Origin of the sequence: Actinospineispora spinosispora DSM 44797 (genome assembly GCF_000429025.1) — a bacterium.
In the GTDB taxonomy this organism is placed as follows: Bacteria; Actinomycetota; Actinomycetes; order Mycobacteriales; family Pseudonocardiaceae; genus Pseudonocardia; species Pseudonocardia spinosispora.
The window spans coordinates 654296-676326 of record NZ_AUBB01000006.1 but is presented as its reverse complement, the minus strand read 5'-3'; the positions used below and the strand labels follow the sequence as shown (position 1 = coordinate 676326).

General features: G+C 69.5%; 20 protein-coding genes. 12 read left to right on the top strand and 8 right to left on the bottom strand.

Features of this window, described 5'->3' with window-relative positions; translation table 11 throughout:
- Positions 1-4: 4 nt before the first annotated feature.
- The 3 genes from G406_RS0103350 to G406_RS0103340 all read left to right on the top strand — a co-directional run bounded on the left by G406_RS0103350 (position 5) and on the right by G406_RS0103340 (position 2917).
- A complete protein-coding gene (locus G406_RS0103350) occupies positions 5-991 on the top strand; it encodes a CobW family GTP-binding protein (protein ID WP_028932704.1) in 987 nt (328 codons plus the stop codon).
- Between the two features lie 9 nt (positions 992-1000).
- Complete coding sequence (locus G406_RS0103345) at positions 1001-1447, top strand: hypothetical protein (protein ID WP_425414558.1); 447 nt, start codon at positions 1001-1003, stop codon at positions 1445-1447.
- A gap of 159 nt (positions 1448-1606) precedes the next feature.
- A complete protein-coding gene (locus G406_RS0103340) occupies positions 1607-2917 on the top strand; it encodes a bifunctional o-acetylhomoserine/o-acetylserine sulfhydrylase (RefSeq protein ID WP_028932702.1) in 1311 nt (436 codons plus the stop codon).
- 57 nt (positions 2918-2974) lie between these two features.
- Here the strand turns inward: G406_RS0103340 and G406_RS0103335 are convergent, their stop codons facing one another.
- Positions 2975-3322 (bottom strand): tetratricopeptide repeat protein, encoded by a 348-nt coding sequence (locus tag G406_RS0103335; protein WP_028932701.1) that lies wholly within the window; start codon positions 3320-3322, stop codon positions 2975-2977.
- A 350-nt stretch (positions 3323-3672) separates the two neighbouring features.
- On the opposite strand from G406_RS0103335, the gene G406_RS0103325 reads away from it, so the two are divergent.
- The 5 genes from G406_RS0103325 (at position 3673) to G406_RS0103305 (ending at position 10809) form a co-directional block, all read left to right on the top strand.
- Positions 3673-3909 (top strand): MbtH family protein, encoded by a 237-nt coding sequence (locus tag G406_RS0103325; protein ID WP_028932700.1) that lies wholly within the window; start codon positions 3673-3675, stop codon positions 3907-3909.
- The gene (locus G406_RS44385) at positions 3902-5284 is read left to right on the top strand and encodes a salicylate synthase (RefSeq protein WP_245606987.1); all 1383 of its coding nucleotides are present in this window, start codon (positions 3902-3904) and stop codon (positions 5282-5284) included. The genes G406_RS0103325 and G406_RS44385 overlap by 8 nt, the downstream gene beginning before the upstream one ends.
- A complete protein-coding gene (locus G406_RS44380; RefSeq protein WP_051341418.1) occupies positions 5281-7356 on the top strand; it encodes a condensation domain-containing protein in 2076 nt (691 codons plus the stop codon). Before G406_RS44385 ends, G406_RS44380 begins: the two co-directional genes overlap by 4 nt.
- On the top strand, positions 7353-8969 hold the full coding sequence (locus G406_RS0103310) for a (2,3-dihydroxybenzoyl)adenylate synthase (protein WP_028932699.1): 1617 nt from the start codon (positions 7353-7355) through the stop codon (positions 8967-8969). Before G406_RS44380 ends, G406_RS0103310 begins: the two co-directional genes overlap by 4 nt.
- A 316-nt stretch (positions 8970-9285) precedes the next feature.
- The gene (locus G406_RS0103305; protein WP_156934649.1) at positions 9286-10809 is read left to right on the top strand and encodes an HNH endonuclease signature motif containing protein; all 1524 of its coding nucleotides are present in this window, start codon (positions 9286-9288) and stop codon (positions 10807-10809) included.
- A 25-nt stretch (positions 10810-10834) separates the two neighbouring features.
- Here the strand turns inward: G406_RS0103305 and G406_RS0103300 are convergent, their stop codons facing one another.
- From G406_RS0103300 to G406_RS0103290, 3 genes are read right to left on the bottom strand one after another with little or no spacing between them, the layout of a single operon-like run.
- Positions 10835-11782 (bottom strand): ABC transporter substrate-binding protein, encoded by a 948-nt coding sequence (locus G406_RS0103300; RefSeq protein WP_084215753.1) that lies wholly within the window; start codon positions 11780-11782, stop codon positions 10835-10837.
- Positions 11779-13521 carry an ABC transporter ATP-binding protein gene (locus G406_RS0103295; RefSeq protein WP_028932696.1) on the bottom strand — a complete coding sequence of 581 codons (1743 nt, stop codon included), beginning with the start codon at positions 13519-13521 and terminating at the stop codon, positions 11779-11781. The genes G406_RS0103300 and G406_RS0103295 overlap by 4 nt, the downstream gene beginning before the upstream one ends.
- Positions 13518-15191, bottom strand: coding sequence for an ABC transporter ATP-binding protein (locus G406_RS0103290; RefSeq protein WP_037074712.1), 1674 nt, complete (start codon positions 15189-15191; stop codon positions 13518-13520). Before G406_RS0103290 ends, G406_RS0103295 begins: the two co-directional genes overlap by 4 nt.
- Positions 15192-15290: 99 nt before the next feature.
- On the opposite strand from G406_RS0103290, the gene G406_RS0103285 reads away from it, so the two are divergent.
- From G406_RS0103285 to G406_RS44375, 3 genes are all read left to right on the top strand, one after another.
- On the top strand, positions 15291-16028 hold the full coding sequence (locus G406_RS0103285; protein WP_084215751.1) for an alpha/beta fold hydrolase: 738 nt from the start codon (positions 15291-15293) through the stop codon (positions 16026-16028).
- A gap of 88 nt (positions 16029-16116) precedes the next feature.
- The gene (locus G406_RS0103280; protein ID WP_051341416.1) at positions 16117-17493 is read left to right on the top strand and encodes a cupin domain-containing protein; all 1377 of its coding nucleotides are present in this window, start codon (positions 16117-16119) and stop codon (positions 17491-17493) included.
- Between the two features lie 23 nt (positions 17494-17516).
- On the top strand, positions 17517-18374 hold the full coding sequence (locus G406_RS44375) for a YqcI/YcgG family protein (protein WP_169736581.1): 858 nt from the start codon (positions 17517-17519) through the stop codon (positions 18372-18374).
- A gap of 112 nt (positions 18375-18486) precedes the next feature.
- On the opposite strand, the gene G406_RS44370 is transcribed toward G406_RS44375, so the two are convergent.
- Together G406_RS44370 and G406_RS0103265 are read right to left on the bottom strand one after the other, a co-directional pair.
- On the bottom strand, positions 18487-19998 hold the full coding sequence (locus G406_RS44370) for a hypothetical protein (protein ID WP_064742822.1): 1512 nt from the start codon (positions 19996-19998) through the stop codon (positions 18487-18489).
- Positions 19999-20110: 112 nt separating this feature from the next.
- A complete protein-coding gene (locus G406_RS0103265; RefSeq protein WP_028932692.1) occupies positions 20111-20818 on the bottom strand; it encodes a VIT1/CCC1 transporter family protein in 708 nt (235 codons plus the stop codon).
- A 232-nt stretch (positions 20819-21050) separates the two neighbouring features.
- Here G406_RS0103265 and G406_RS55420 point away from each other — a divergent pair, with 232 nt between their 5' ends.
- Positions 21051-21290, top strand: coding sequence for a DUF397 domain-containing protein (locus G406_RS55420; RefSeq protein ID WP_211241019.1), 240 nt, complete (start codon positions 21051-21053; stop codon positions 21288-21290).
- Here the strand turns inward: G406_RS55420 and G406_RS0103260 are convergent.
- A complete protein-coding gene (locus G406_RS0103260) occupies positions 21271-21483 on the bottom strand; it encodes a hypothetical protein (protein WP_028932691.1) in 213 nt (70 codons plus the stop codon). The genes G406_RS55420 and G406_RS0103260 overlap by 20 nt on opposite strands.
- Before the next feature lie 246 nt (positions 21484-21729).
- Positions 21730-21990 (bottom strand): hypothetical protein, encoded by a 261-nt coding sequence (locus G406_RS44365; RefSeq protein ID WP_051341411.1) that lies wholly within the window; start codon positions 21988-21990, stop codon positions 21730-21732.
- Between the last annotated feature and the right edge of the window lie 41 nt (positions 21991-22031).

Sequence of the window (22031 nt, the reverse complement as noted above, 5' to 3'; positions counted from 1 at the left end):
CAGGGTGCGGATACCGGTACTCGTGCTGGCGGGGTTCCTCGGTTCTGGGAAGACGACCCTGCTCAACCATCTACTCAGGAACAGCCTGGACGTGCGCATCGGCGTGATCGTCAACGACTTCGGCAGCGTCGGTGTCGACGCCATGCTGGTGGGCGGTCAGGCCGGCGGCGTGGCCTCGCTGGGCAACGGCTGCCTGTGCTGTGAGGTGGGGGAGCAGGGCGTCGGCCCGCTGCTGGAGCAGCTGGCCGACCCCGCCTCCGGCATCGAGGTGATCGTCATCGAGGCCAGCGGGATCGCCGAGCCGGGCGCGCTGGTCCAGCTGGTGCTCGGGTGTGACGTGCCGGGGCTGACGTTCGGCGGTCTCGTCGAGGTCGTCGACGTGGCCGAGTTCGAGGAGACCAGGCGCAGGCACCCGTCGCTCGACCGCCACGTGGGGTTCGCCGACCTGCTCGTACTCAACAAGATCGACCGGGTGGACCCGGAGGTGCTCGCCCGGGTGCGCGAGCTGTGTCGCGCCGCCAACGCCGACGCGCCGATGGTCGCCACCAGCCATGCCGTCGTCGACCCCGGCCTGCTGTTCGACATCCACGTCGAACCGGGCCGCCAGCTCATGCTGGGCCAGGCCGTCGACCATGACGAGCACCTGCACACTCATTACGACGCGGTGACCTTTCGCACCGACCGTCCGCTCGATCCGAGGTGTTTCGCGGCGTTCTTCGACGACCGGCCCGCCGGCGCCTACCGCATCAAAGGGTTCGCCTACTTCGGCGTGACCGGCCACCGGCAGCGCTTCGTCGTGCACGCGGTGGGCCGCTACCTGCGGTTCGACCGCACATCGTGGCCGCGCGGCGAGCCGAGGGAGACCGCGCTGGAGATCATCGGATCGGACCTGGACCGCGCTCTGCTGGACAAGACACTGCGCGACTGCGAGCGGGACGAGCCTGCCGACGAGGACTCGATACTCCCGGTCATCCGCTACACGTTCTCGTAAAGTGCGAGAGTGACGCTTCCCGAGTTCCTGCGACTGCTGGGCACGTTCACCTGGTGGGGCATGGTGCTGGCGATCTCCGGGCTGGAGGCGCCGCTGAAGTTCCGAGCGCCGGGCATCACCGTCCCGCTCGGGCTGGGGATCGGCCGGCTGGTGTTCCGTGCGCTGAACATCGCCGAGCTGGTCTGGGCGCTGCTGATCACGGTGGCGCTGTTGGTGCCGCCGTCGGAGTTCCACACCGGGGCGACCTCGTCGCTGGTGCTCGTGCTGTGGTTGTTGCTGGTCGTCCAGCTGGGTTTCCTGCGGCCGAAGCTCGACCGGCGCGCACTGGCGCTGATCGCGGGAGAGACACCACCGGCGTCGCGTGGTCACCTGGTCTACATCGCGCTGGAAGGACTCAAGATCATCGTGCTGCCGGTGCTCGGGGTGCTGTTCTGGCTGGACCTGCCCGTCAGGTGAGGGTTGTTGTGCCGGTGCAGCGGCTCCATTACGGTCAGCGCGTGATCTCCCTCGTGGTACGCAGACATGTGGACTACATGCGCGTCACGAGTGCGGCCTGTCGATCCACCGACTGACCCAGGCCACCGCTCCGCACGATCCTTTCCCAGGGAGAATTCTGTGACCACGCCAGATCCGACCGCCGCATGGTCGTTCGAGACCAAACAGGTGCACGCGGGCGCCTCCGCCGACCCGACCACGGGTGCCAGGGCGACGCCGATCTACCAGACCACGTCGTACCAGTTCCGGGACAGCGAGCACGCCGCCGCGCTGTTCGGGCTCACCGAGGTGGGCAACATCTACACCCGGATCATGAACCCGACGCAGGACGTGCTGGAGCAGCGCGTCGCGGCGTTGGAGGGCGGCATCGGGGCGGTCGCGTTCGCCTCCGGCCAGGCCGCGCAGACCCTGGCCATTCTGAACATCGCCCACGCCGGTGACCACTTCGTCTCCAGCGCCTCGCTGTACGGCGGAACGTACAACCTGTTCCACTACACGCTGCCGAAGCTGGGCGTCGAGGTCACGTTCGTCGAGGACCCGGACAACCTGGAGGAATGGCGCGGCGCGATCCGGCCGAACACCAAGCTGTTCTACGCCGAGACGCTGGGCAACCCCCGGGCCAACGTGCTGGACGTGCGCGCGGTCGCCGACGTCGCGCACGACGCGGGCGTGCCGTTGCTGGTGGACAACACGATCCCCACGCCCTACCTGCTGCGGCCGATCGAGCACGGCGCCGACATCGTGATCCACTCGGCGACGAAGTTCCTCGGCGGTCACGGCACCACGATCGGCGGCGTCGTCGTCGACTCCGGCAGCTTCCCGTGGGGCGACCATGCCGAGAGGTTCCCCGGGCTCACCACCCCGGACCCCAGCTATCACGGGCTGAACTACTGGGAAGCGCTCGGGCCGCAGTCCTACCTGATCAAACTCAGGGTGCAGCTGCTGCGCGACCTCGGTCCGGCGATCGCCCCGCAGAACAGCTTCCTGCTGATCCAGGGCATCGAGACGCTGTCGCTGCGCATCGAGAGGCACGTGCAGAACGCCCAGGCGGTGGCCGAGTGGCTGGAGCAGCGCGACGAGGTGGAGCGCGTGCACTACGCCGGGCTGCCGTCCAGCCGCTGGCACGAGCTGGCCAAGAAGTACCTGCCGCGCGGCGCCGGCGCGGTTCTCGCGTTCGACATCCAGGGTGGTCTGGAGGCGGGCCGCAGGTTCGTCGACGCGCTGCAGCTGCACAGCCACCTGGCCAACATCGGTGACGTGCGCAGCCTGGTGATCCATCCGGCGAGCACGACGCACAGCCAGCTGTCCGGTGAGGAGCAGCTCGCCTCGGGAGTGAATCCCGGGCTGGTGCGTCTGTCCGTCGGGCTCGAAGGTATCGAGGACATCCTGGCCGATCTGGACGCCGGCTTCCGCGCCGCGAAGGGCGCCTGACGAAGAACCCGTGAGTGATTCGGGCTGCCAGGGCAGCCCAAATCACTCACGGGGGTTCTAGTCGACCGGCTCGAGGATCCGTCGGCTGCTCTCCCCGGTCATCGCCTCGGCGATGCGCAGGTGACGGGCCGCCTCCCCGTGCCGGCTCTGCCGCTCCAGCGTGCGTCCCAGCAGCAGGTGGGCGTAGTCGTCCACCGGGTCACGGTCCAGCACGATCCGCAGCTCCCGCTCGGCGCGGTGCAGCTGGGCGGAGTGGAAGTACGCCCGGGCCAGCAGCACGCGCACCGCCGTCTCGTCGGGCACGTCCTCGACGAGCTCGTCCAGAAGCGTCGATGCGGTGACGAAGTCCTTGGCGTCGAAGTACATCTGAGCCCGTTCGTAGCGCTCCATCAAGGTCTCGATCATTACGCCACCTCCTGCATCGGGTTGATCCGCGCACGCCTCAACGGGCCCGGGAGGGCGCCTATTCCCGCGTCGCTCAGCCCCGGCATTCGGGGGAAACTTTCCTTTAGTTGTGTGTTCACTGAGTAGCGTGATGCGCGTGAGTCGAACAGTGGTTCTCTGGAGGCGCTTAGTTGCGTGACTCAGCACTCACTTGCCCCATGTTCGGGCTGCGTTACAACGATGTTTAGCCTAACCTAAGTCGAGGTAGCGAGAGCTAGTTCCTCGGTGGTCTGGCTGCGTCCGAACATCCCGCGGGCCGTTCGCTGAGGCGCCCCGGCGGGCTTCTCAACCACGAGTTTGGAGGCACACCCATGTCCGAAAATCCGTTCGCAGACGAGGCAGGCACGTTCTACGCACTCGTGAACGGTGAGGGCCAGTACTCATTGTGGCCGACGTTCTCACCGGTGCCACAAGGTTGGACGATCACTCACGGGCCGGACGGCCGACAACCGTGCCTCGATCACATCGAGGCGGCGTGGACCGACATGCGGCCGGCCAGCCTGCGCGCCCGGATGGAGCGCGACCAGGCGGAGCGGTCGAATGTCTGAGCTGATGTCCGGAACGACCCGCACCGAACCGCACTACGCGGGAACCACCGTCAACCTCGGCGTCGACCCGGTCGCGGCCGGTGTCGGGCTGGCCAGGGGCGCGGAAGGGCCGTTCGTGCTCTACGAGCGCCACGGCGAGGTGTCGATCGGCATCGGCGCCGCCGCCGAGCTGATCATGACCGGCCGCGAGATCCGACTCACCACTCAGGACGGCGAGCGCCGGGTGCCGGTCGGCTCTGAGCCGCTACGGCAAATCGGTGACCTGCTCGCCGAGTGCGGCATCGCAGGCTGGCGCGCCTACGGCTACTTCGCGTTCGAGCTGAGCTACCTGCTGCACGGCATGCCGGACGCGGTCGGCGACGCAACGCTGGCGCACCTGATCGTGCCCGCCCGTGAGGTGCGGCTGAATGGTGACAGTGCCGAGCTGCGCGCACTGCACACCGATGACCTCGCCGCGCTGTGCATCGAGATCGAGGGGCTGCGCGAGGTGCCGGCCACGCCGGTGAGCGAGCTGCTCGCCGACGAGATGGTCGGCTATGACGCCTACCGGAACACCGTGTCCGCCGCGGTCGACGACATCCACGCGCAGCTGCTGCGCAAGGTCATCCTGTCCCGTGTCGTTCCGGTGCCCGGTGGCGCCGACCTCGCCGGCACCTACCAGGCGGGACGCCGGGGCAACACGCCCGCGCGGTCGTTCCTGCTGAACCTGGGTGACCTGGGCGCGGCGGGCTTCAGCCCGGAGACCGTCGTCGAGGTACGGGGTGACGGCACCGTGTCGACGCAGCCGCTCGCCGGCACCCGGGCGCTGTCCGGGGACACCGACACCGACACCGCGCTGCGCGAGGAGCTGCTCGCCGACCCGAAGGAGATCTACGAGCACGCCGTGTCGGTGCTGGGCGCGCAGGAGGAGCTGCGCGCGGTGTGCACCGACGGCTCGGTGCTGGTCGAGGACTTCATGTCGGTGAGTCGCCGAGGCAGCGTGCAGCACCTCGCCTCCCGGGTGACCGGCAGGCTCGCCGAGGACCGCACCGCCTGGCACGCGCTGGCCTGCCTGTTCCCGGCGGTGACCGCGTCCGGGGTGCCGAAGCTCGAGGCCTGCCAGGCGATCCACCGGTACGAGAGCGAACCGCGCCACCTGTACAGCGGCGCGGTCGTCGTCGCGGACGCCGACGGGTCGCTGGACGCCGCGCTGGTGCTGCGGACCGTCTTCCAGCGCGCCGGCCGTACCTGGTTGCGCGCCGGCGCGGGTGTCGTCGGCCAGTCCAACCCGGAGCGGGAGTTCGAGGAGACCAGGGAGAAGCTGCGCAGCATCAGCCGCTTCCTGGTGCCGGCGACCGAGCACGTGGCCGACGATCGGAGGGTGGTCGTACCGTGACGGCCTCGAAGGTACCGGTCAGTGGACTGCCCGGGGACGTACGAGATGTGACGGCGACGCTGGCCGACCTGGTGGAAGAGGCTCCCTCCGTCGTCGAGGCCAGCGAGAACCTGTTCGAGCTCGGGCTGGACTCGATCAGCCTGATGCAGCTGGTCGCCAGGTGGCGTCGCGCCGGGGTCGAGGTCGACTTCGCCGAGCTGGCCGAGCGGCCGACGGTCGCGGACTGGACCCAGCTGATCGCGGCGCGCCGGGCGGCCGCCGAGTCGAGAGCACGCAGCCAGGCCAGGGCGGTCGGCGAGCACGCCGTCCCCGCCGGGTTCGGTGAGGTCGTGGGCGGCGTCGAGAGCGACAGCGAGGAGTTCGACCTCGCGCCGCTGCAGCACGCCTACTGGATCGGTCGCGGCGACGACCAGCGTCTCGGCGGTGTCGCGGCCCACCTGTACAGCGAGTTCGACGGCAGCGACGTCGACCCGGGACGGCTCGCGGCGGCGTTGGACCGGCTGGTGGAGCGGCACGAGATGCTGCGGGTGCGGATCACCGACACCGGTCGTCAGACGATCACCGGGGACAGCGGCTGGCGCGGCCTGACGGTGCGTGACCTGCGGGACAGCCTGCCGACCGAGGTCGACCGGGTGCTCGCCGAGGTTCGCGACGAGTACTCCCACCAGCTGCTGGACATCGAGGCGGGCGAGGTGCTGAGCACCGCGCTGACCCTGCTGCCCGGCGGCCGCACCAGGTTCCACCTGGACGTCGACATGGTCGCGGCCGACGCGGTCAGCTACCGGGTCCTGCTCGCCGACCTGGCGACGCTCTATCTGGCACCGGACGGCGAGTTACCGCCGATCCGCAGCGGCTACCGCGACTACCTGGACGCGGTGGCGGCCGAGCACCGCGAGGACGTCCAGCGTGCCACCGGCTACTGGCAGTCGCGGCTGGCTTCGCTCCCCGGTGCACCCGAGCTGCCGATGGCGCCGGACCACCCGGTGGCCGGTCGGCCGGAGGTCACCCGTGAGTACGTGCTGCTGGGTCCGGAGGAGCGTGAGGCGCTGGCCGGCGCGGCCCGCCGGCACGGCGTCACGCTGGCCGCGGCGATCGCCACGGCGTTCGCGGAGGTGCTCGGTGCGTGGAGCAGCGAGTCGAAGTTCCTGCTCAACGTGCCGATGTTCGACCGCGAGCAGGTCCATCCAGACGTGGACCTGCTGGTCGGGGACTTCACCAGCTCGGTACTGCTCGCCGTCGACCTGACCGAGCCACGGACGTTCGCCGACCGGGTGCGCGAGATCCAGGCGCAGCTGCACACCGATGCCGCGAACGCCGATCATTGCGGTGTCGAGGTGCTGCGTGAGCTGAGCAGACGCGACGGCGAGCAGGTGCTCGCCCCGGTGGTGTTCACCAGCGCGCTCAACCTGGGGGAGCTGTTCTCCGCCGAGGTGGCCGCCGCGTTCGGCGACGCGGTGTGGATCATTTCGCAGGGTCCGCAGGTGCTGCTCGACGCGCAGGTCACCGAGGTGTCCGGCGGTCTGCTGGTGAACTGGGACGTCCGCGTGCGCGAGTTCTCCGACGGCGTCGTGCCCGCCATGTTCCAGGCATTCGTGGCGCTGCTGCGCAGGCTCGCGGTGGAGCAGCAGGCCTGGGTGACACCGCTGCGTGACCTGTCCGATCCGGCTCTGCTCCCGCCGCGCCGGGCGCCGCGTCCCCGGGCCGAACCGGTTCCCGCCGAACAGGTCGCTCCGAGGGACGACCTGGAACATGCGATCGCGCTGCTGTGGACCGAGTCGTTGGGTCTGCCGGAGACCGAGCTGCCCGGGGTCACCGACGACTTCTTCGCCGCCGGTGGTGACTCGCTGAGTGCCACCGTCCTGGTCAGGGGGCTGCGCGAGGTGCTGGCGACCCAGGTCGCCACGGTGCGGATGCTGTTCGCGGCGCCCACGATCGACGCGTTGGCCGCCCGGCTGCGCGCGGCCGAACCGTTGCCGGGACGGCTCGACGAGGCGGCCGCGATGTTCGCCGCGATCGCCACGATGAGCGACGACGAGGTGGCCTGCGCGCTGGAAGCACGGTTGACCGGATGAAGCTGGACGGAACGAACCCGTGGCCCGACGACCTGGTGCGGAAGTACCGGGAGGCGGGCTACTGGCGGGACGAGACCCTGGACGGGCTGCTCCATGACTGGGCGGCGCGCTCCGGCTCCGAGATCGCGGTGGTCGACGGCAGGCCGGACGGCCCCCGGCTGAGCTACGCGGAGCTGGACCAGCGGGTCGACCGGGTGGCCAGGGGATTGCGGGCACTCGGGATCGCACCGGCTGACCGGGTGGTCGTGCACCTGCCGAACACGGTCGAGTTCGTCGTGGTGTTCTTCGCGCTGATGCGCTGCGGGGCGGTGCCGGTACTGGCGCTGCCCGCGCACCGGCACGTCGAGATCGAGCACTTCGTCGGGCTCGCCGACGCGGTCGGCTACGTCATCCCGGAGCGCCACGACGGTTTCGACTACCGCGAGCTGGCCACCGGCATCGCCGAGGGCGCTCCGTCGCTGCGGCACGTGATCGTGGCCTCCGGTGACCCCGGTCCGTTCGTCGGCCTCGACGACCTGCCGTCCGGTACGCCTGAGCCGCTACCGGAGTCGGACCCGGCCGAGGTGGCGGTGCTACTGATCTCCGGCGGCACCACCGGCAAGCCGAAGCTGATCCCGCGTACGCACCGCGACTATGCCTACAACGCGCGGGCCAGCGCCGAGATCTGTGGGCTGACGGCGCGGGACGTGTACCTGGCGTGCCTGCCGATCGCGCACAACTTCCCGCTCGCCTGCCCCGGCATGCTCGGCGCGTTCGGGGTGGGCGCCCGGGTCGTACTGGCGCCGGCACCCAGCCCCGACGTGGGTTTCGCACTGGTCGAACGGGAGCGTGTCACGGTCACCGCGCTGGTACCGCCGATGGCCAGGATGTGGGTCGAGGTGGCCGAATGGGACACCCACGACCGCTCGAGCCTCCGGCTGCTGCAGGTCGGCGGCGCGAAACTGGACGCTGCGCTCGCCCGTCGCATCACGCCGGCGCTGGGGTGTGGCGTGCAGCAGGTCTTCGGCATGGCCGAGGGGCTGCTCAACTACACGCGCCTGGACGACTCGTCCGAGCTGATCGAGTCGACCCAGGGGCGCCCGTTGTGTCCCGACGACGAGGTGCTCGTCGTCGACCGGTCCGGTTCGCCGGTCGAGCCGGGTTCCTCGGGTGAACTGTGGACTCGTGGGCCGTACACGTTGCGCGGCTACTACCGGGCGTCGTCGTACAACGCGCACGCCTTCACCGCTGACGGCTTCTACTGCTCGGGTGACCTGGTGCGTCAGCTGCCGTCCGGGCACCTGGTGGTGACCGGGCGGGTCAAGGACGTGATCAACCGGGGCGGGGAGAACGTCTCGGCCGCGACGCTCGAGGAGCATCTGCTGGAGCATCCCTCCCTTGCTCAGGTCGCCGTGTTCGGGGTGCCTGACGAGGCGGTCGGGGAGTTGGTGTGTGCCGTGGTGACGCTGTCGCCCGAGGCTGCTCGGGCTCCCAAGCTTCGGGAGATTCGGGCGTGGCTCGCGGGGCGGGGGTTGGCTCGGTTCTTCAATCCTGATCGGTTGGTGGTTCGGGAGTCTCTGCCTTTGACTGCCGTGGGGAAGATCGATAAGCGGCAGTTGGCTGGGTCTTTATAGGGGTCTGTTGCTGTCGCCGCGGGCCTCGGGGGTTGTCCCCGCTGGCCATCCAGTGTCTTGGCGTGGCGGGCCGGCCTCAACCCCCGGCTTCGCCGGCCTCGCGCGGGTTCCTGGTTGCACGCCGTTCGGGGGCGAGGTTTCAGGGTTGACCCCGGCCCGCCACGCCAAGTGCTGGCCAGGATCGCGGGGATGGGGGTGGTGTGCGTGCACGCCGTAGGCGGTTGCGCGGCTTTAGCTGTCTGGCCTGGATATATCACCCTTTTGGCCTAGTCTGCGCGGGCGGTTTTTGTCGGGGGTCGCCCGTAGCGTGCTTGATATGGCAGCGGCGGGTGTGGTTCCGGAGGGGTTGGCGTCGATGGCGCCAGGCCCGGAACTCGCCGCTGCCCTGGCTGGGATTGATCGGTCCTCGGTGTCGAACGGTGACCTGGTCGAGGTGTTGAAGGCCCGGTATCGGTTGCAGGCGCATGTGGCTGCCCAGTTGGCGGCGGATATCGCGGCGTTGGGTGGGCGTGATCCTGAAGCTGATCCTTGTGAGGTCGCGTTGGTGGCTGAGCCTGGTCGGTATGTGGCTGATGAGTTGCGGGTGGCGTTGTCGTGGACTCGGCGTAAGTCGGATGCGGAGCTGGATTTCTCCTGGCTACTGCTGTCCCGCCTACCGCTGGTGTTCGACGCCCTCGATTCGGGGTGGATCGACCTGCCCAAAGCCCGCATCTTCGCCACCTACCTTGCCGACCTCCCCGAGGCCCAGCGCGTCGAAATCTGTCAGGCGGTGCTGCCCAAGACCCCGCCGTGGACGACCGGGAAGCTGGCCGCGTATCTGCGCAAGTTGGTCATCGGCTCCGACCCCGAGCGTGCCCAGGACTTGTATGAGAAGGCGTTCGAGCGCCGGACCGTGGTCGGGTATTTGAATGAGGACGGCACCGCGACTCTCTCCGCCTCGGGTATCGCGCCGGAGGACATGGCCGCCGCGTGTACTCGGGTCAATGCTCTGGCCGGGGCGATCAAGAGGGCTGGGTGTCCGGCGCGGGTGGATCAGATTCGCGCGGATGTGTTCTGCGGGCTGCTGGATGGCACCCTGCACGGTCTAGATCGCGCCGGGATCGTCGCCTTCTTCCTGGGCCATGCACCAGCGGGCAAGCCCCAAGGCGTCGAAATCCGCGCGGAACTCGCCACCCTGCTCGACCTCAGCGAACGCCCCGGCGAACTACCCGGCTGGGGACCCATCCTCGCCGCCAACACCCGCCGCACCGTCCTGCAGCAACGAGGCGGGCCCTGGACGTTCGCCGTCTGCGACGAGCACGGCTACCTCCTGGTTCCCGGTGTGCTGCGCTCCCGCCCGACCCACGCCACCCGCGAGCGTGCCGGTGGCGCGGTCGAGCTGCAGCTGACCGCCTCACTGCTCGCCCAACTGATGCAGAACCCGCCACCAGGCTGGGAACGGGTGCTTACCGACATTGCAAACCAGTGCGCCGCCTGGCCACAGGCCCGGACCATGATCAACTCTCGGCCGGGGCGTCGTTTCCCCACCGCCGCACTCCGGCTCTACAGCCAGATCCGCGACCGCTACTGCCTCGGCCCGGGCTGCCGACGCCCAGCACAGGAATCGCAGTTCGACCACACCATCGACTTCCACCACGGCGGCCCCACCACCGACACCAACGGCGGCCAACTCTGCGCCCACGACCACGACCTCAAAACCCGGGGCCGATGGCGACTCCAACAACCCACACCAGGCCAGTTCCGCTGGACCAGCCCATTCGGCCAGACCCACCACACCCGAGGCGACCCGATCATCACCCCACCACCCTCCACACCAGGTGATGACCTGCCGCCCTTCTGACCACACGGGAAGGGCTGTGGCCAGCTCAGCGGATCAACAGCGGCACCAGACCGGCGATCGCGTACGGGATGCTCAACACCGAGGCGCACGCGAGCGCGAGTGAGACGTTGAAGTCCTCCACCACCACGACCCTGTCGCGCAGCGCGGGGGAGGCGAGCATCGGGTACTGGTTCAGGGTCTCGGCCTCGGACAGACCCGTGCGGGTGAGCACCAATATTACGTCCGCGGTGGAGTCGTTGACCAGCTCCGCCGACAGCGCCGCGTAGTAGCGGGACTGGTCGAGGCGCAGGACGAACGGCGACGGCACCATGCCGAGCGCGACGGCCAGCTGGGTTCGGACGTCCCGGGTCGTATAGGCGTCGATTTCGCCCGCGCCGCACAGCAGGATCGAGATGGTTCTGCCGTGCAGCGACGGGTTCGCGGACTTCGTGCGCTCCAGCAGCTGCTCGGTATCGGTGACCAGCTTGTCGCCGTCAGCGGCCCGGCCCACCGCCGTCGAGATGAGGCGGGTCGAGTCCTGCCAGGAGACCGTGTTCGGCGCGGTGTTCGGTGGGAGGCCGATCGTGGGGGCTATCGCGCTGAGCGTGCGGTATTCGGTCGGGTCGCCGCTCGACTGGACGTCGAGGATCAGGTCGGGGCGCAGCGCGGCGATCTTCTCGAAGCTCAGCGGCGCGGTCACCAGAGCGGGGTTCACGGCGCCGAGCTTCGGCTCCGCCCACACCCCGACACCCCGGCGCATGGTCGGTACGAACTGGTAGACCGACGTGGGCACGATGCCCAGGGCGAGTAGTGCGTCGTGGTCGGTCCGGCCGACCGACGCGATGGTCCTCGGCTCGGTGGGGATCGTGACCTGGCCGAACTTGTCCGTGACGGTCCTGCCCGGGCGCTGCTCGGCGACGGTGCTGCCACACCCCGCCACCAGCAGGCCCAGGCCGCCGAGACCGAGGAAGCCGCGTCGGCTCAGGCCGCTCATCGGCTGTGCTGCCATGCGGCCCACAAGCCGGCGTAGCGGCCGCCCTCGGCAAGGAGCTCGTCGTGGGTGCCCTGCTCGACGATGCGGCCACCGTCCATCACCACCACCTGGTCCGCCGTGGCCGCCTGGGTGAGCCGATGCGCCACCATCAGACCGGTGCGCCCCTCCAGCGCGTTGAGCGCGGCACCGTCGAGCACCTTCGCGCCCGCGCTCCCCGCCTCCGCCGTGGCCTCGTCCAGCACCGCCACCGGCGGGTCCGCCAGTACCAGTCTGGCCAGCGCCAGCTGCTGGGACTGCACGACGGTCAGGCTGTGACCTCCGGAGCCGACGATCGTGTCCAGTCCGTCGGGCAGCGCCAGCGCCCAGTCGGCGGCCCCGACCGTGCGCAGCGCGGCGAGCAGCTCGTCGTCGGTCGCACCGGGGCGGGCCAGGCGCAGGTCGTCGGCGAGTCTGCCGGCGAACACATGAACCTCCTGGGTGACCAGCGCGACCCCGCGACGCGCGTCGGCCGAGACCGGCTCGACCCCGCCGATCTGGACCGTGCCGCTGCTCGGCTGATGAATGCCGGACACCAGCTTGGCCAGCGTGCTCTTCCCGGCGCCGGTGGCACCCACCAGCGCGATGCGGTTGCCGGACGTCACGTCCAGATCGATGTCGTGCAGCACCTCGGGGCCGTCCAGGTAGGCGTGGCTCACCTCGCTGAGCTTCACCGAGCCGTCGACCGGCTGCGCGCCGCCGAGTGACTCGGTCCGGGGCGCGGTGTCCAGCACCCCGACGAGGCGAGCGAGCGCGGCACCGGAGGACTGCACCGTGTCCAGCGAGAACAGCGCCTGGTTGACCGGGCCGAACAGGTTGATGAAGTACAACGCGGCGGCACTCGCCGCACCGACCGTCGCGGTACCGGACCGGACCAGGAAGAAGCCGACGACCAGTACCGAGGCGGTGCCGACGAACTCGGCGAGGTTGAGCCTGCCGAAGAAGCTGGTCTGGGTGCGGATGACCCGCACGGCCGTCTCGACGACCGCTTCGGAACGGTGCGCGACCAGCGCGGTGTGTTCCTCGCCGAGCCGGAACGCACGGACCGTGGCCGCTCCGCCCACGGTGTCGAGCAGCTGTTGCTGCTGCGCGCCGGCCGCCTCTCGCTGCGCCCGGTACATCGGCGCCGAACGACGCAGGTACCAGCGCGCGGTCAGCACCTGCACCGGAACGGCGACCAGCCCGGCCAGCATGAACCGCCAGTCCAACGCGGCCAGCCCGACCAGGGTGAGCGCGATCAGCAGGCCGGAGCGGGCGAACTGCGGAACCGCCTGGCGGACCGCCTCGCTGACCACCGCGACGTCCGCGCTGACCCGGGACGTGAGGTCGCCCGAGCCGGCGCGCTCGATCCGCTCCAGCGGCAGGTCGAGGACCTGCGCGACGAACCGTTCCCGCAGCGACGCGAGCATGCCCTCGCCGACCCGGTTCACCAGCGCGATGCCGAGCACGGTGAGCAGTCCCTGGCCGAGCGCGACCCCGGCCAGCGCCAGCACCGGGCCGTGCACCGAGGACGCCGGCTGACGTTGCGCGACGAGATCCACGATCCGCCCCAGCAGCGGTGCGGTCAGCAGGCTCACCGCCGCCGCACCCACCAGCGCGACGAGCGCCGAATAGCCCCACAGCCGCCGAGGCCGCAGCAGCACCGACAGCTCGGCCCTGACCCGCCCGGCGGTGGCGACCGGCAGCAGTTGTCGTTCGCTCATGCCAGCACCAACGTCCGGTAGTCGTCATGGCTGTTCAGCAGCTCGGCATGGCTGCCGTCGGCGGTGACCGAGCCGCCGTCCAGCGCGACCACCCGGTCGCACGCGGCGAGCAGCGCGGGGCTGGTGGTGGCCACCAGCGTGGTGCGACCGGCGCGCACCTCGCGCAGCGCGCCCGCGATCCGCGCCTCGGTGACGGTGTCCAGCGCGGTCGTCGGGTCGTGCAGCACCAGTACCGGCGCGTCGACCGCGAGGGCTCTGGCCAGCGCCACCCGCTGACGCTGGCCACCGGACAGCGACCGGCCCTGTTCGCTGATCAGCGAGTGGACGCCGTCGGCGAGCGTGCCGGCGACCTCGTCGGCCTGCGCCGCGGCCATCGCGGCGCCCGGATCGCGGCCGTGCGCCGCCGACGTGACGTTCTCCCACAGCGTGCCGGCGAACAGCTCCGCATCGTGTGCCGCGACGAGGATCGCGCCGCGCAGCGCGGCCGGGTCCAGCTCGGTGATCGCGCGGCCGTCCAGCTCGATGCTGCCGGACCCGAGGTCGGACTCCCGGTTCAGGCAGCGCAACAGGGTGGTGATCACCGCCGGGTCGGGGCTGACGATGCCGAGCAGCTGGCCCGCCGGGACATCGAGGTCGAGCCCGTCGAGGCCGCGGATGCGCAGCGCGCCGGAGACCGGTTCGGACGGCCTGCCGGCGCCACCGTCGGCGGCGTGCGGCGCGATGAGTACCGAGGCGATGCGCTCGGCGGACGCCCTGGCCTGTGCCAACGAGCTGACCACGCGACCGAAGATGTTCATCGGGGCGAGCAGGAACTGGGCCAGGCCGACGGCCGAGACCAGCTCACCGACACTGATCGAACCCTCCGCCGCGAGGCGGCCACCGACCAGCGCGATGAGCGCGAGGAACAGACCGTTCGCGGCCAGCATCGCGCCCTGGTACCAACCCTGGGCACGTCCGGCGCGCAGTGTCGCGGTGAGCGCGTCCTGGCTGGTCAGGGTGTAGCGCTGGACCGCCGCCGCTTCGGCGCCGATGCCCTTGAGTACACGGACGCCGTTCACCAGGTCGGCCGCGACGCCGGCCGCCTGCGCCGCGCGTTCCTGTTCCGGCCCGCTGCGCCGCTGCAACGGCTTGCCGAGCAGCCGCAGCAGGTACAGCAGCGGGGGAGTGCCGAGCAGGATGAGCAGACCCAGCGGCAGTGAGATCCGCAACAATGCGATCCCGGCCACGATGAGTGCGGCCAGCGCGGCCAGTCCGAACGGCAGTGCGAGGTGCAGGTTCGCCACCCGCTTGGCGTCCCCTACCGCGATGTTGACCAGCGCCCCCGGCAGGTGCCCCAGCTCCGCGCCACCCCGGGGATCGAGCACGCGCCCGGTGATCCGCAGTCGCAGCCGCTGGTCGGCGCGGGCCTCGGCCAACCAGGTCCGGCGTGCACCGAACCGGTAGCACACCGACAGCATCAGGAAGTCCAGCCCGAGGACCGCGAGCCAGGTCAGCAGTGCCGTTCCGGCGCCGCCACGCACCGCTTTGTCGATCACCACACCGACGAGGACCGGCACGAGTGCCTCGCCCGCCTGGTGCAGCATGAGCAGCACGGATGCCGCTGCGAGGTCCCGGCGATCGGCGGCGACCGAGTCGCGGAGTATGGACCGTCCGATGGTCGGCTCGGTCACGTCAGCACGCTCATATCGGTAGCGTGGCAAGGTTAGGCTGTGTTTTCAAACGGACTCCCGGTGAGCTACGAGGTGGCGGGCGACGGCGATCTCGTCGTCATGGTGATGGGAACCGGAAGCCCCGGTCGCGTCTGGAAGCTGCACCAGGTGCCCGCGCTGGTCGCGGCCGGATTCAGGGTGGTGACTTTCGACAGCAGGGGCATCGGGGCATCGCCGCCTGCCGGCTCCGGCCTGACCATCGACGATCTGGTCGGGGACGTCGCGTCGCTGATCGAACATCTCGGCGGCGGCCCCGCGCACGTCGTCGGCACGTCGCTGGGTGCCCGAGTGGTCCAGGAGCTGGCGCTCGCCAGGCCCGAGCTGGTCGGCAAGGTCGTGGCGATGGCCGCGCACGCGCGTCTCGATCCGGTGCAGTCGATGTTCACCTCGGGCCAGCAGGCGCTGTTCGACCAGGGCGTCACATTGCCTCCGGCCTACCACTCGGCGGTCACCGCTGTGCTGAACCTCTCCCCGGCGACGCTGCGTGACGAGAAGGCGGCGCGGGACTGGCTGGACGTGCTGGAGTTCTCCGCCGGCCCGATGTCCGCGGGGGAACGGGCCCAGCTCGCGGTGTCCACCCAGCTGCGCGACCGGCGCGACGCGTACCGGGACATCCGGGCTCCCTTGCTGGTCGTGGGCTTCGCGGACGACGTGATGATCCCGTGTGCGCTGTCCCGGGAGGTGGCCGACGTAGTGCCGGGAGCACGCTATAGCGAGATTCCCGATACCGGCCATTTCGGCTACCTGGAGCGACCGGGCGAGGTCAACCGGCTTCTCGTAGAGTTCCTAGGTAGTTGAGCCTACTACTTGTTATGTAAGCCTTGCCTAATTATGGTCGGATGGCGTGCCGTGGCGGCGGCGCGACATAGCGATCAGAAGGGCGAGCATGACAACAGAGGACTCTCACGACCTGGTCAAGGTGTTCTCCAGGAACCCGGCGTTCAGGGCCGCCGAGTGGGAGGAGCTGACCACCGAGGAGAACCCGTTCCGGCGCCCGGTGCGTCCGGACGACCTGGAATGGCTGGACTACAGCAAGCCGATGCCGGTGGAGCGGGTGCTGATGCTCAGCGGTCTGCTCGGCAACCGCATGCTGCGCAACATCTACGACACCGACCTGCTGTACGTGGCGCCGACCGCGAACGCGGCCGCCGCGCAGGACCACAGGGACTTCTACTCCGACCGCAACCGCACGCTCGGTGCGCAGGCCAAGCCGATCCTGGAACGGCACCTGTTCACCTTCCTCGAGGGCGAGCGCGAGACCCTGCCGAGCACGAGCTTCGCGGGTCTGAGCCGGTACCTGCACGACTACCGCGACCAGCGCGCCGCGGCGCCGGGTGAGGCGTTCGACGCCGCGCTGGCCACGAAGGGGCGCCGGGAGTCGGCGACCTTCCTGCTGCTGCAGCTCTCCGCGTTCCTGCCCGCGTCCAACGCGGCGATCGCACGCAACGCGATCGGCGAGTACGACGTCGCGCACCCCGGCCTGCGCGGGCTGCTCCTGCAGGAATACGGCGCCTGGGTCGCGGACGCGGAGAAGTACCGCGCGCTGCTCGCCGACGCCGAGCTGAAGCCGACCATCGGCGCGTACTGGCAGCTGTACCTCAACTCCTCGCTCGCCCGCGGCAACTACGTGCACTACACGGCGAGCAACCACGAGAAGCTCTACGAGTTCCTCGGCGCGCTGCTGCACAAGAAGATCGACGAGGAGGTCAGTCGGGCCCGGTTCGCCCAGGTCTTCGCCGAGGGCCTCGGTTCGACCGGTGGTTTCTTCAGCCGGCCGGCCACGCTCGACGGCGCGGGCCTCGAGGAGTACCTGACCGCGCTCGTCGCGCCGCTGGTGGAGACCTTCGGTGACGAGGTCGTCGCGGGCGTGCACCGCGGTTTCGCGGACGCGGCGTGGCTCGGGGACCTGTGGCACTCCGACCTCGCCGCGCAGGTCAACTGGGCCGACCGGATCGAGGAGTACAAGGAGAAGGCCGAGAAGATCGACCAGCACCTCACGAACGAGAACATCGAGTTCGACCTGGACACGTTCGTCGAGACCTCGGCGGAGACCTCCACGACACACGTGCACGACGACCACCGGCTGGTCATGATCGAGGTCGGTCAGATGCACTTCTGGAACAACGTCACCCACAAGATCGAGTTGAACCAGGGCGACAAGGTGCTGATCCCGACGTCCCGGCTGCACGGCTCGACGGTCCTGTCCGGCTCGTGCACATACCACCAGCCGATCATTCCCGACGAGATGTTCCGTCAGTTCTGACCGAGGCGAATCCTGGAGTGGAAGTGACTACCGAAAGCTGCCCGGTCGGAGACGACACCCGGATCAAGGACTGGACGATCGGCGACGTGCCGCCCTGGGGCGCGGCCTGTCTCGACGACCTGGTCGACTCGCTGCTGTCGACGGATTCACCGTTCCCCTGCACGTTCGCGGTGGCCGGCGCGAAGAAACGCACACTGCGGTTCGGGTTCGTCGACGACCTGGATGACACGAACACGTGGTCGTCGCTGACCACGATCATCGGGAACTACCTCGACACCTACCAGACGATCTCCAAGGACACCTCGCTGATCGTGTTCTTCCGGCCGCAACCGAAGGTCCGGACGATCGAGGAGTACCACGGCAAGTTCTGGTCGGTCATGCAATACCTGCACGAGAACGACCCGGAGCACTGGCCGGACGACGTGCCGAAGGACCCCGATCATCCGATGTGGGAGTTCAGCTACGGCGGCACGTCGATCTTCGTCGTGTGCAACACTCCCGCGCACACGAGGCGGCGCAGCCGCTACTCGCCGGGATTCGTGATCACCTTCCAGCCCCGCTGGGTGTTCGACGGGCTGGAACCGGAGTCACCGCGCGGCGCGGCGGCACGGCGGGTCATCCGCAAGCGTCTCCGGGCGTTCGACGGGACCGCGCCGTCCACGGCGCTGGGCAACTACGGCGATCCGACGAACCGGGAATGGCGGCAGTACTTCCTGCCGGACAAGAACTCCGACGCGGAGCTGGGCTGTCCGTTCCATGCGGGGGCGCCGCTGTCGGAGGCGGTGCCGGTGCCGCGCACCGGGCCGGGGAGCCTCGCCGAACGTCGGCGGCTGTTGCACCGGTTCATGCTGGCGGAGGCCGGACTGGTGCCCACCGGCTGAGTCGCCCACCCGCCCGCCAGGGCTGTGCCATCCCTGGCGGGTGGTCGGGGGGCGGTGCTGTCGACACACCGGGGGATGGCGGCCGACAACACCGCAGTCAACGGTACTGGTGTCAGCCGGTCGCGGACATGACTCTTTGGTGTGGCTGAGCCACCATGTTCCGCTGCGCGAGACCGGTCGTCACGACCGCGAGCAGCGTGAACACCAGGTCACCGCTGCCGCGCAGCTGCAGGTGCGGGTCGATGAGCGTCAACACCAGCAGGAAGCGCCACACGATGTCCAGACAGGACGCCGTCGCGCCGAACGGGCCGGGATGGGCCAGCGCGGGCCGGACCGCGCGCAGGACGCGCATCGACAGCCAGATGAACGCGGCCAGCAGCGGAATCCCGCCGATCCACAGGAAGTACAGCACGCCGGACTCGAGGTAGACGACGTTGCGCCAGGTCTCCGGCGGGATCAGCGCCTCGTTCGGGCTGACCCCGATGAGCGTGGTGATCCAGTTGAAGTGCGGCAGGTACAGGTGGCTGAGGTTGTCGATGCGGCCGAGCTCGGGCTCCGGGATCCAGGAGCCGTCGATCCCCCCGATGCCGCTGAGCCGTCCGACGAACGCGGGCGCCCCGATCACCAGCGCCACACCCGCGAGTGGCGCGAACCGGGTGGCCTGGCGGCGCAGGTTCGGGAACCGCCAGGCCAGCAGCGAGAAACCGACCGCGGCCGCGATCCAGGTGGAGAACTGGCCGGCGGCGAACACCCCGGTGCCCAGCGTCAATGCGAGGAACAGCCGCTCCCGCCTGCCGAGCAGGCCGCGCGCGACACAGCACATCACCAGGATGAGGCTGATGATGATCACGTCACCCGCCGCGATGGGTGAGCCGAGGGTCGCGCTGCCGCGTTCACCGAGCTCGGAGGCGGTGTCCGGGGTGCCTTCGGCGCCGCTGCCCCAGAAGATCTGCAGGAACGCGATCACCGGTGGGAACTGCAGGGTCTGCAGCACCGCGATCATCGCCACGACGGCGCCCGGCCACACGATGAACCGGATGATCCGCAGGATCTGCTGCTCGGTCTGCACCGTGTAGCGGACCATGAAGTAGAACGCGACCAGCTTGGTGAACGGCAGCACGCCCGCGTACTCCGCGCCGTCCGGGATCAGCCCGCGCAGGGTCAGCGAGGCGAGCGGCCAGATCGTCGCCATCAGCAGGAACACCGCGAGCGGGATGTCGATCAGCGGGAATATCCGTGGTCGGATCAGGTCGCCGCGCAGGTAGCGCAGGAACACCCCGATGGTCGCGCCCGCCATCACCACCGCGAGGACCGCCTCGTTCGGGCGGACCAGCGGGATCAGCGCGTCCCGGTCGATGCCGGCCAGGATCGGGAGGGTGACCAGGTAGGCGTAGGTGCCGAAGATCGGGTAGAGCCCCGCGATGCTGCCCAGCAGGATCACGAGCAGGAAACCGACCACGCCGTAGCCGGCTTTCGGCGCGATCGCGGCGCTGGCGACCGCGGCGGCCACGGTGCCGAGCACGGCGACCGCGAGGAGAGCCTTCGAGCCCTTGTCCATGGCATCGGACCCGGAGCCGGCGGCTTGTCCCGACGACGAGCCGGGACGGGTCAGCGTCTGGGTCATGGGTGCCGCCACGGACGTGGTTCGGTAGGGCTCAACGGGAACACCACGCAACGCTACTGACCCGAATCTGGCAACTTTCTCAGTTCCGGGCTCGCCCTGGTCAGTGCGGTTCTCAGCCGATCGCGGTGCCGAACAGGCGTCCGATGCCGTAGGTCACGGCGAGCCCGAGCGCGCCGCCGATGATCACCCTGAGCAGTGCGGGGCGCAGCAAGCTGTTGCCGAGCCGCGCGCTGATCGTGCCGGTGATGGCGAGCGCCGCCAGCACCGCGACGAACGTGACCGGTACCCGCCAGCTCGCCGGCGGCAGCAGGATCGCGACGAGCGGCAGCAGCGCGCCGAGGAAGAACGACACGGCCGATGCCCCGGCGGCCTGCCAGGGGCTGGTCAGCTCGTCGGGGTCGAAACCGAGCTCGACCTCGATGTGGGCGGCCAGTGCATCGTGAGCGGTCAGCTCGACGGCCACGGCCCGTGCGGTCTCCGCGCTCAGCCCCTTCTCCTGGTAGAGCGACGCGAGCTCGGCCAGCTCGTCCTCGGGATCCTCGCGCAGCTCCCGCCGTTCCTTCGCCATCGCGGCCAGCTCGGTGTCGCGCTGGCTGGACACCGACACGTACTCGCCGAGTGCCATCGAGACCGCGCCGGCGACCAGGCCGGCGAGTCCGGCGGTGAAGATCGGACCGCGCGCGGTCGTCGCGCCCGCGACGCCGACGACCAGACCGGCGACCGAGACGATCCCGTCGTTCGCGCCGAGCACTCCGGCGCGCAGCCAGTTGAGCCGGGCGCTCAGGTGAGCGGTGTGCGGCTCGTCCTCGTGGGTGACCATGGATGAGAGTGAAGCAGCGGATCCGGATTGCTTCCAGTCAGTGAAGCCTATGCTTCCCCGCGACCAAGCTGGGTAACCGAAATACCTGTGGATTTAGCGCGGCCGACAAAGGGCTTTGTGAAAGGACTTCAAATATAATTGAGTCGACAAATTTGAATCGACACTTGCCGTGTTCGGAACATAGCCTGGGGCCGGCGAGATAATTCGCTATATCAGGAGGGTCGGGGGCGCGGTGAAGTTACAGATCGACGACGACAGGCGAGGTTCGCCTGCTGTGTCGTGGCGCAAGAGTACGTACAGCAACCCTCACGGCGAGTGTGTCGAACTAGCTGCTCTGCTCGGTGGCCGGGTTGCGGTCCGGAACTCCCGCGAGCCCGCCGGAGCCGTACTGATCGTCGGCCGGGCCCAGCTGGCGGCCCTCGTCGGCGGTATCAAAGCCGGTGAATTCGGGGTCATCGACGTTCTACGCTGATGACCGACGGCACCCGGAGAAGTCGTCGTTCGAACAAGGCGGCTTCGTCCGAGGTGACCGCGAGGACGCAGGTCAACGTGGTTCTGTCGAGGCCGTCGCGCACATCGGCGGTGAGGTTTTTCACCTGATAGGCGCGCTGCCGCAGCAATGTGGCGATGCGCACGACTCCGTCGAAACCGTCATGGGTCTGCACCGCGTAACAATGGTGCGATCGTGCGTCGGTTCGAGATTCCCGAGTGTGATGGTCCGGCAGTGACATGGTCGCTCGGCTCCAGGTCTGGCGATCGATGAGTGTCGACGAGCCAGACTCTCGGGCCCACCGCGCGGGGCACAAAAAAACCTCCCCAGGGGACGAGGAGGTTGCGCACCGGGGCCTGGATCAGCCGGTGCGCGGCCCGATAATCTCGCGTGGCAGCACGCGGTCAGTTTAGTACGTCGGCTACGCCGCGTGCCGGGCGGTGTGGTGCGCGGGCCGGTGCAGCCTGGTCACGGTCACCTGGACGTCCGGCAGGCCTGCCGAGTCGAAATCGCGGCGGAACCGGTCAGCCGCCCCGGTCGCGGACAGACCGTCGTAAGGACCGTGCGCGTCGGCCTCCTCGGTCTCCGGGTCGACCACGAGCACGATGTAGCCGTCGCAGGCGTCCAGCTCCACCAGCCGGTCCAGCTGCGACCTCGACAATTCGTTGAACTGTGCGTCCATCAGATGACCTCCTCCATGCCCTGTGTGTCGGTATGCATGGC

Excerpts from the sequence above, each read along its gene's own strand:
- G406_RS0103280 (WP_051341416.1), top strand. The coding sequence starts at position 16,117 with ATGACAACAGAGGACTCTCACGACCTGGTCAAGGTGTTCTCCAGGAAC.
- G406_RS44370 (WP_064742822.1), bottom strand. The coding sequence starts at position 19,998 with ATGACCCAGACGCTGACCCGTCCCGGCTCGTCGTCGGGACAAGCCGCC.
- G406_RS0103325 (WP_028932700.1), top strand. The coding sequence starts at position 3,673 with ATGTCCGAAAATCCGTTCGCAGACGAGGCAGGCACGTTCTACGCACTC.
- G406_RS0103310 (WP_028932699.1), top strand. The coding sequence starts at position 7,353 with ATGAAGCTGGACGGAACGAACCCGTGGCCCGACGACCTGGTGCGGAAG.
- G406_RS0103335 (WP_028932701.1), bottom strand. The coding sequence starts at position 3,322 with ATGATCGAGACCTTGATGGAGCGCTACGAACGGGCTCAGATGTACTTC.
- G406_RS0103305 (WP_156934649.1), top strand. The coding sequence starts at position 9,286 with ATGGCAGCGGCGGGTGTGGTTCCGGAGGGGTTGGCGTCGATGGCGCCA.
- G406_RS0103285 (WP_084215751.1), top strand. The coding sequence starts at position 15,291 with ATGGTGATGGGAACCGGAAGCCCCGGTCGCGTCTGGAAGCTGCACCAG.
- G406_RS0103295 (WP_028932696.1), bottom strand. The coding sequence starts at position 13,521 with ATGAGCGAACGACAACTGCTGCCGGTCGCCACCGCCGGGCGGGTCAGG.
- G406_RS0103265 (WP_028932692.1), bottom strand. The coding sequence starts at position 20,818 with ATGGTCACCCACGAGGACGAGCCGCACACCGCTCACCTGAGCGCCCGG.
- G406_RS44385 (WP_245606987.1), top strand. The coding sequence starts at position 3,902 with ATGTCTGAGCTGATGTCCGGAACGACCCGCACCGAACCGCACTACGCG.
- G406_RS0103300 (WP_084215753.1), bottom strand. The coding sequence starts at position 11,782 with ATGAGCGGCCTGAGCCGACGCGGCTTCCTCGGTCTCGGCGGCCTGGGC.
- G406_RS44365 (WP_051341411.1), bottom strand. The coding sequence starts at position 21,990 with ATGGACGCACAGTTCAACGAATTGTCGAGGTCGCAGCTGGACCGGCTG.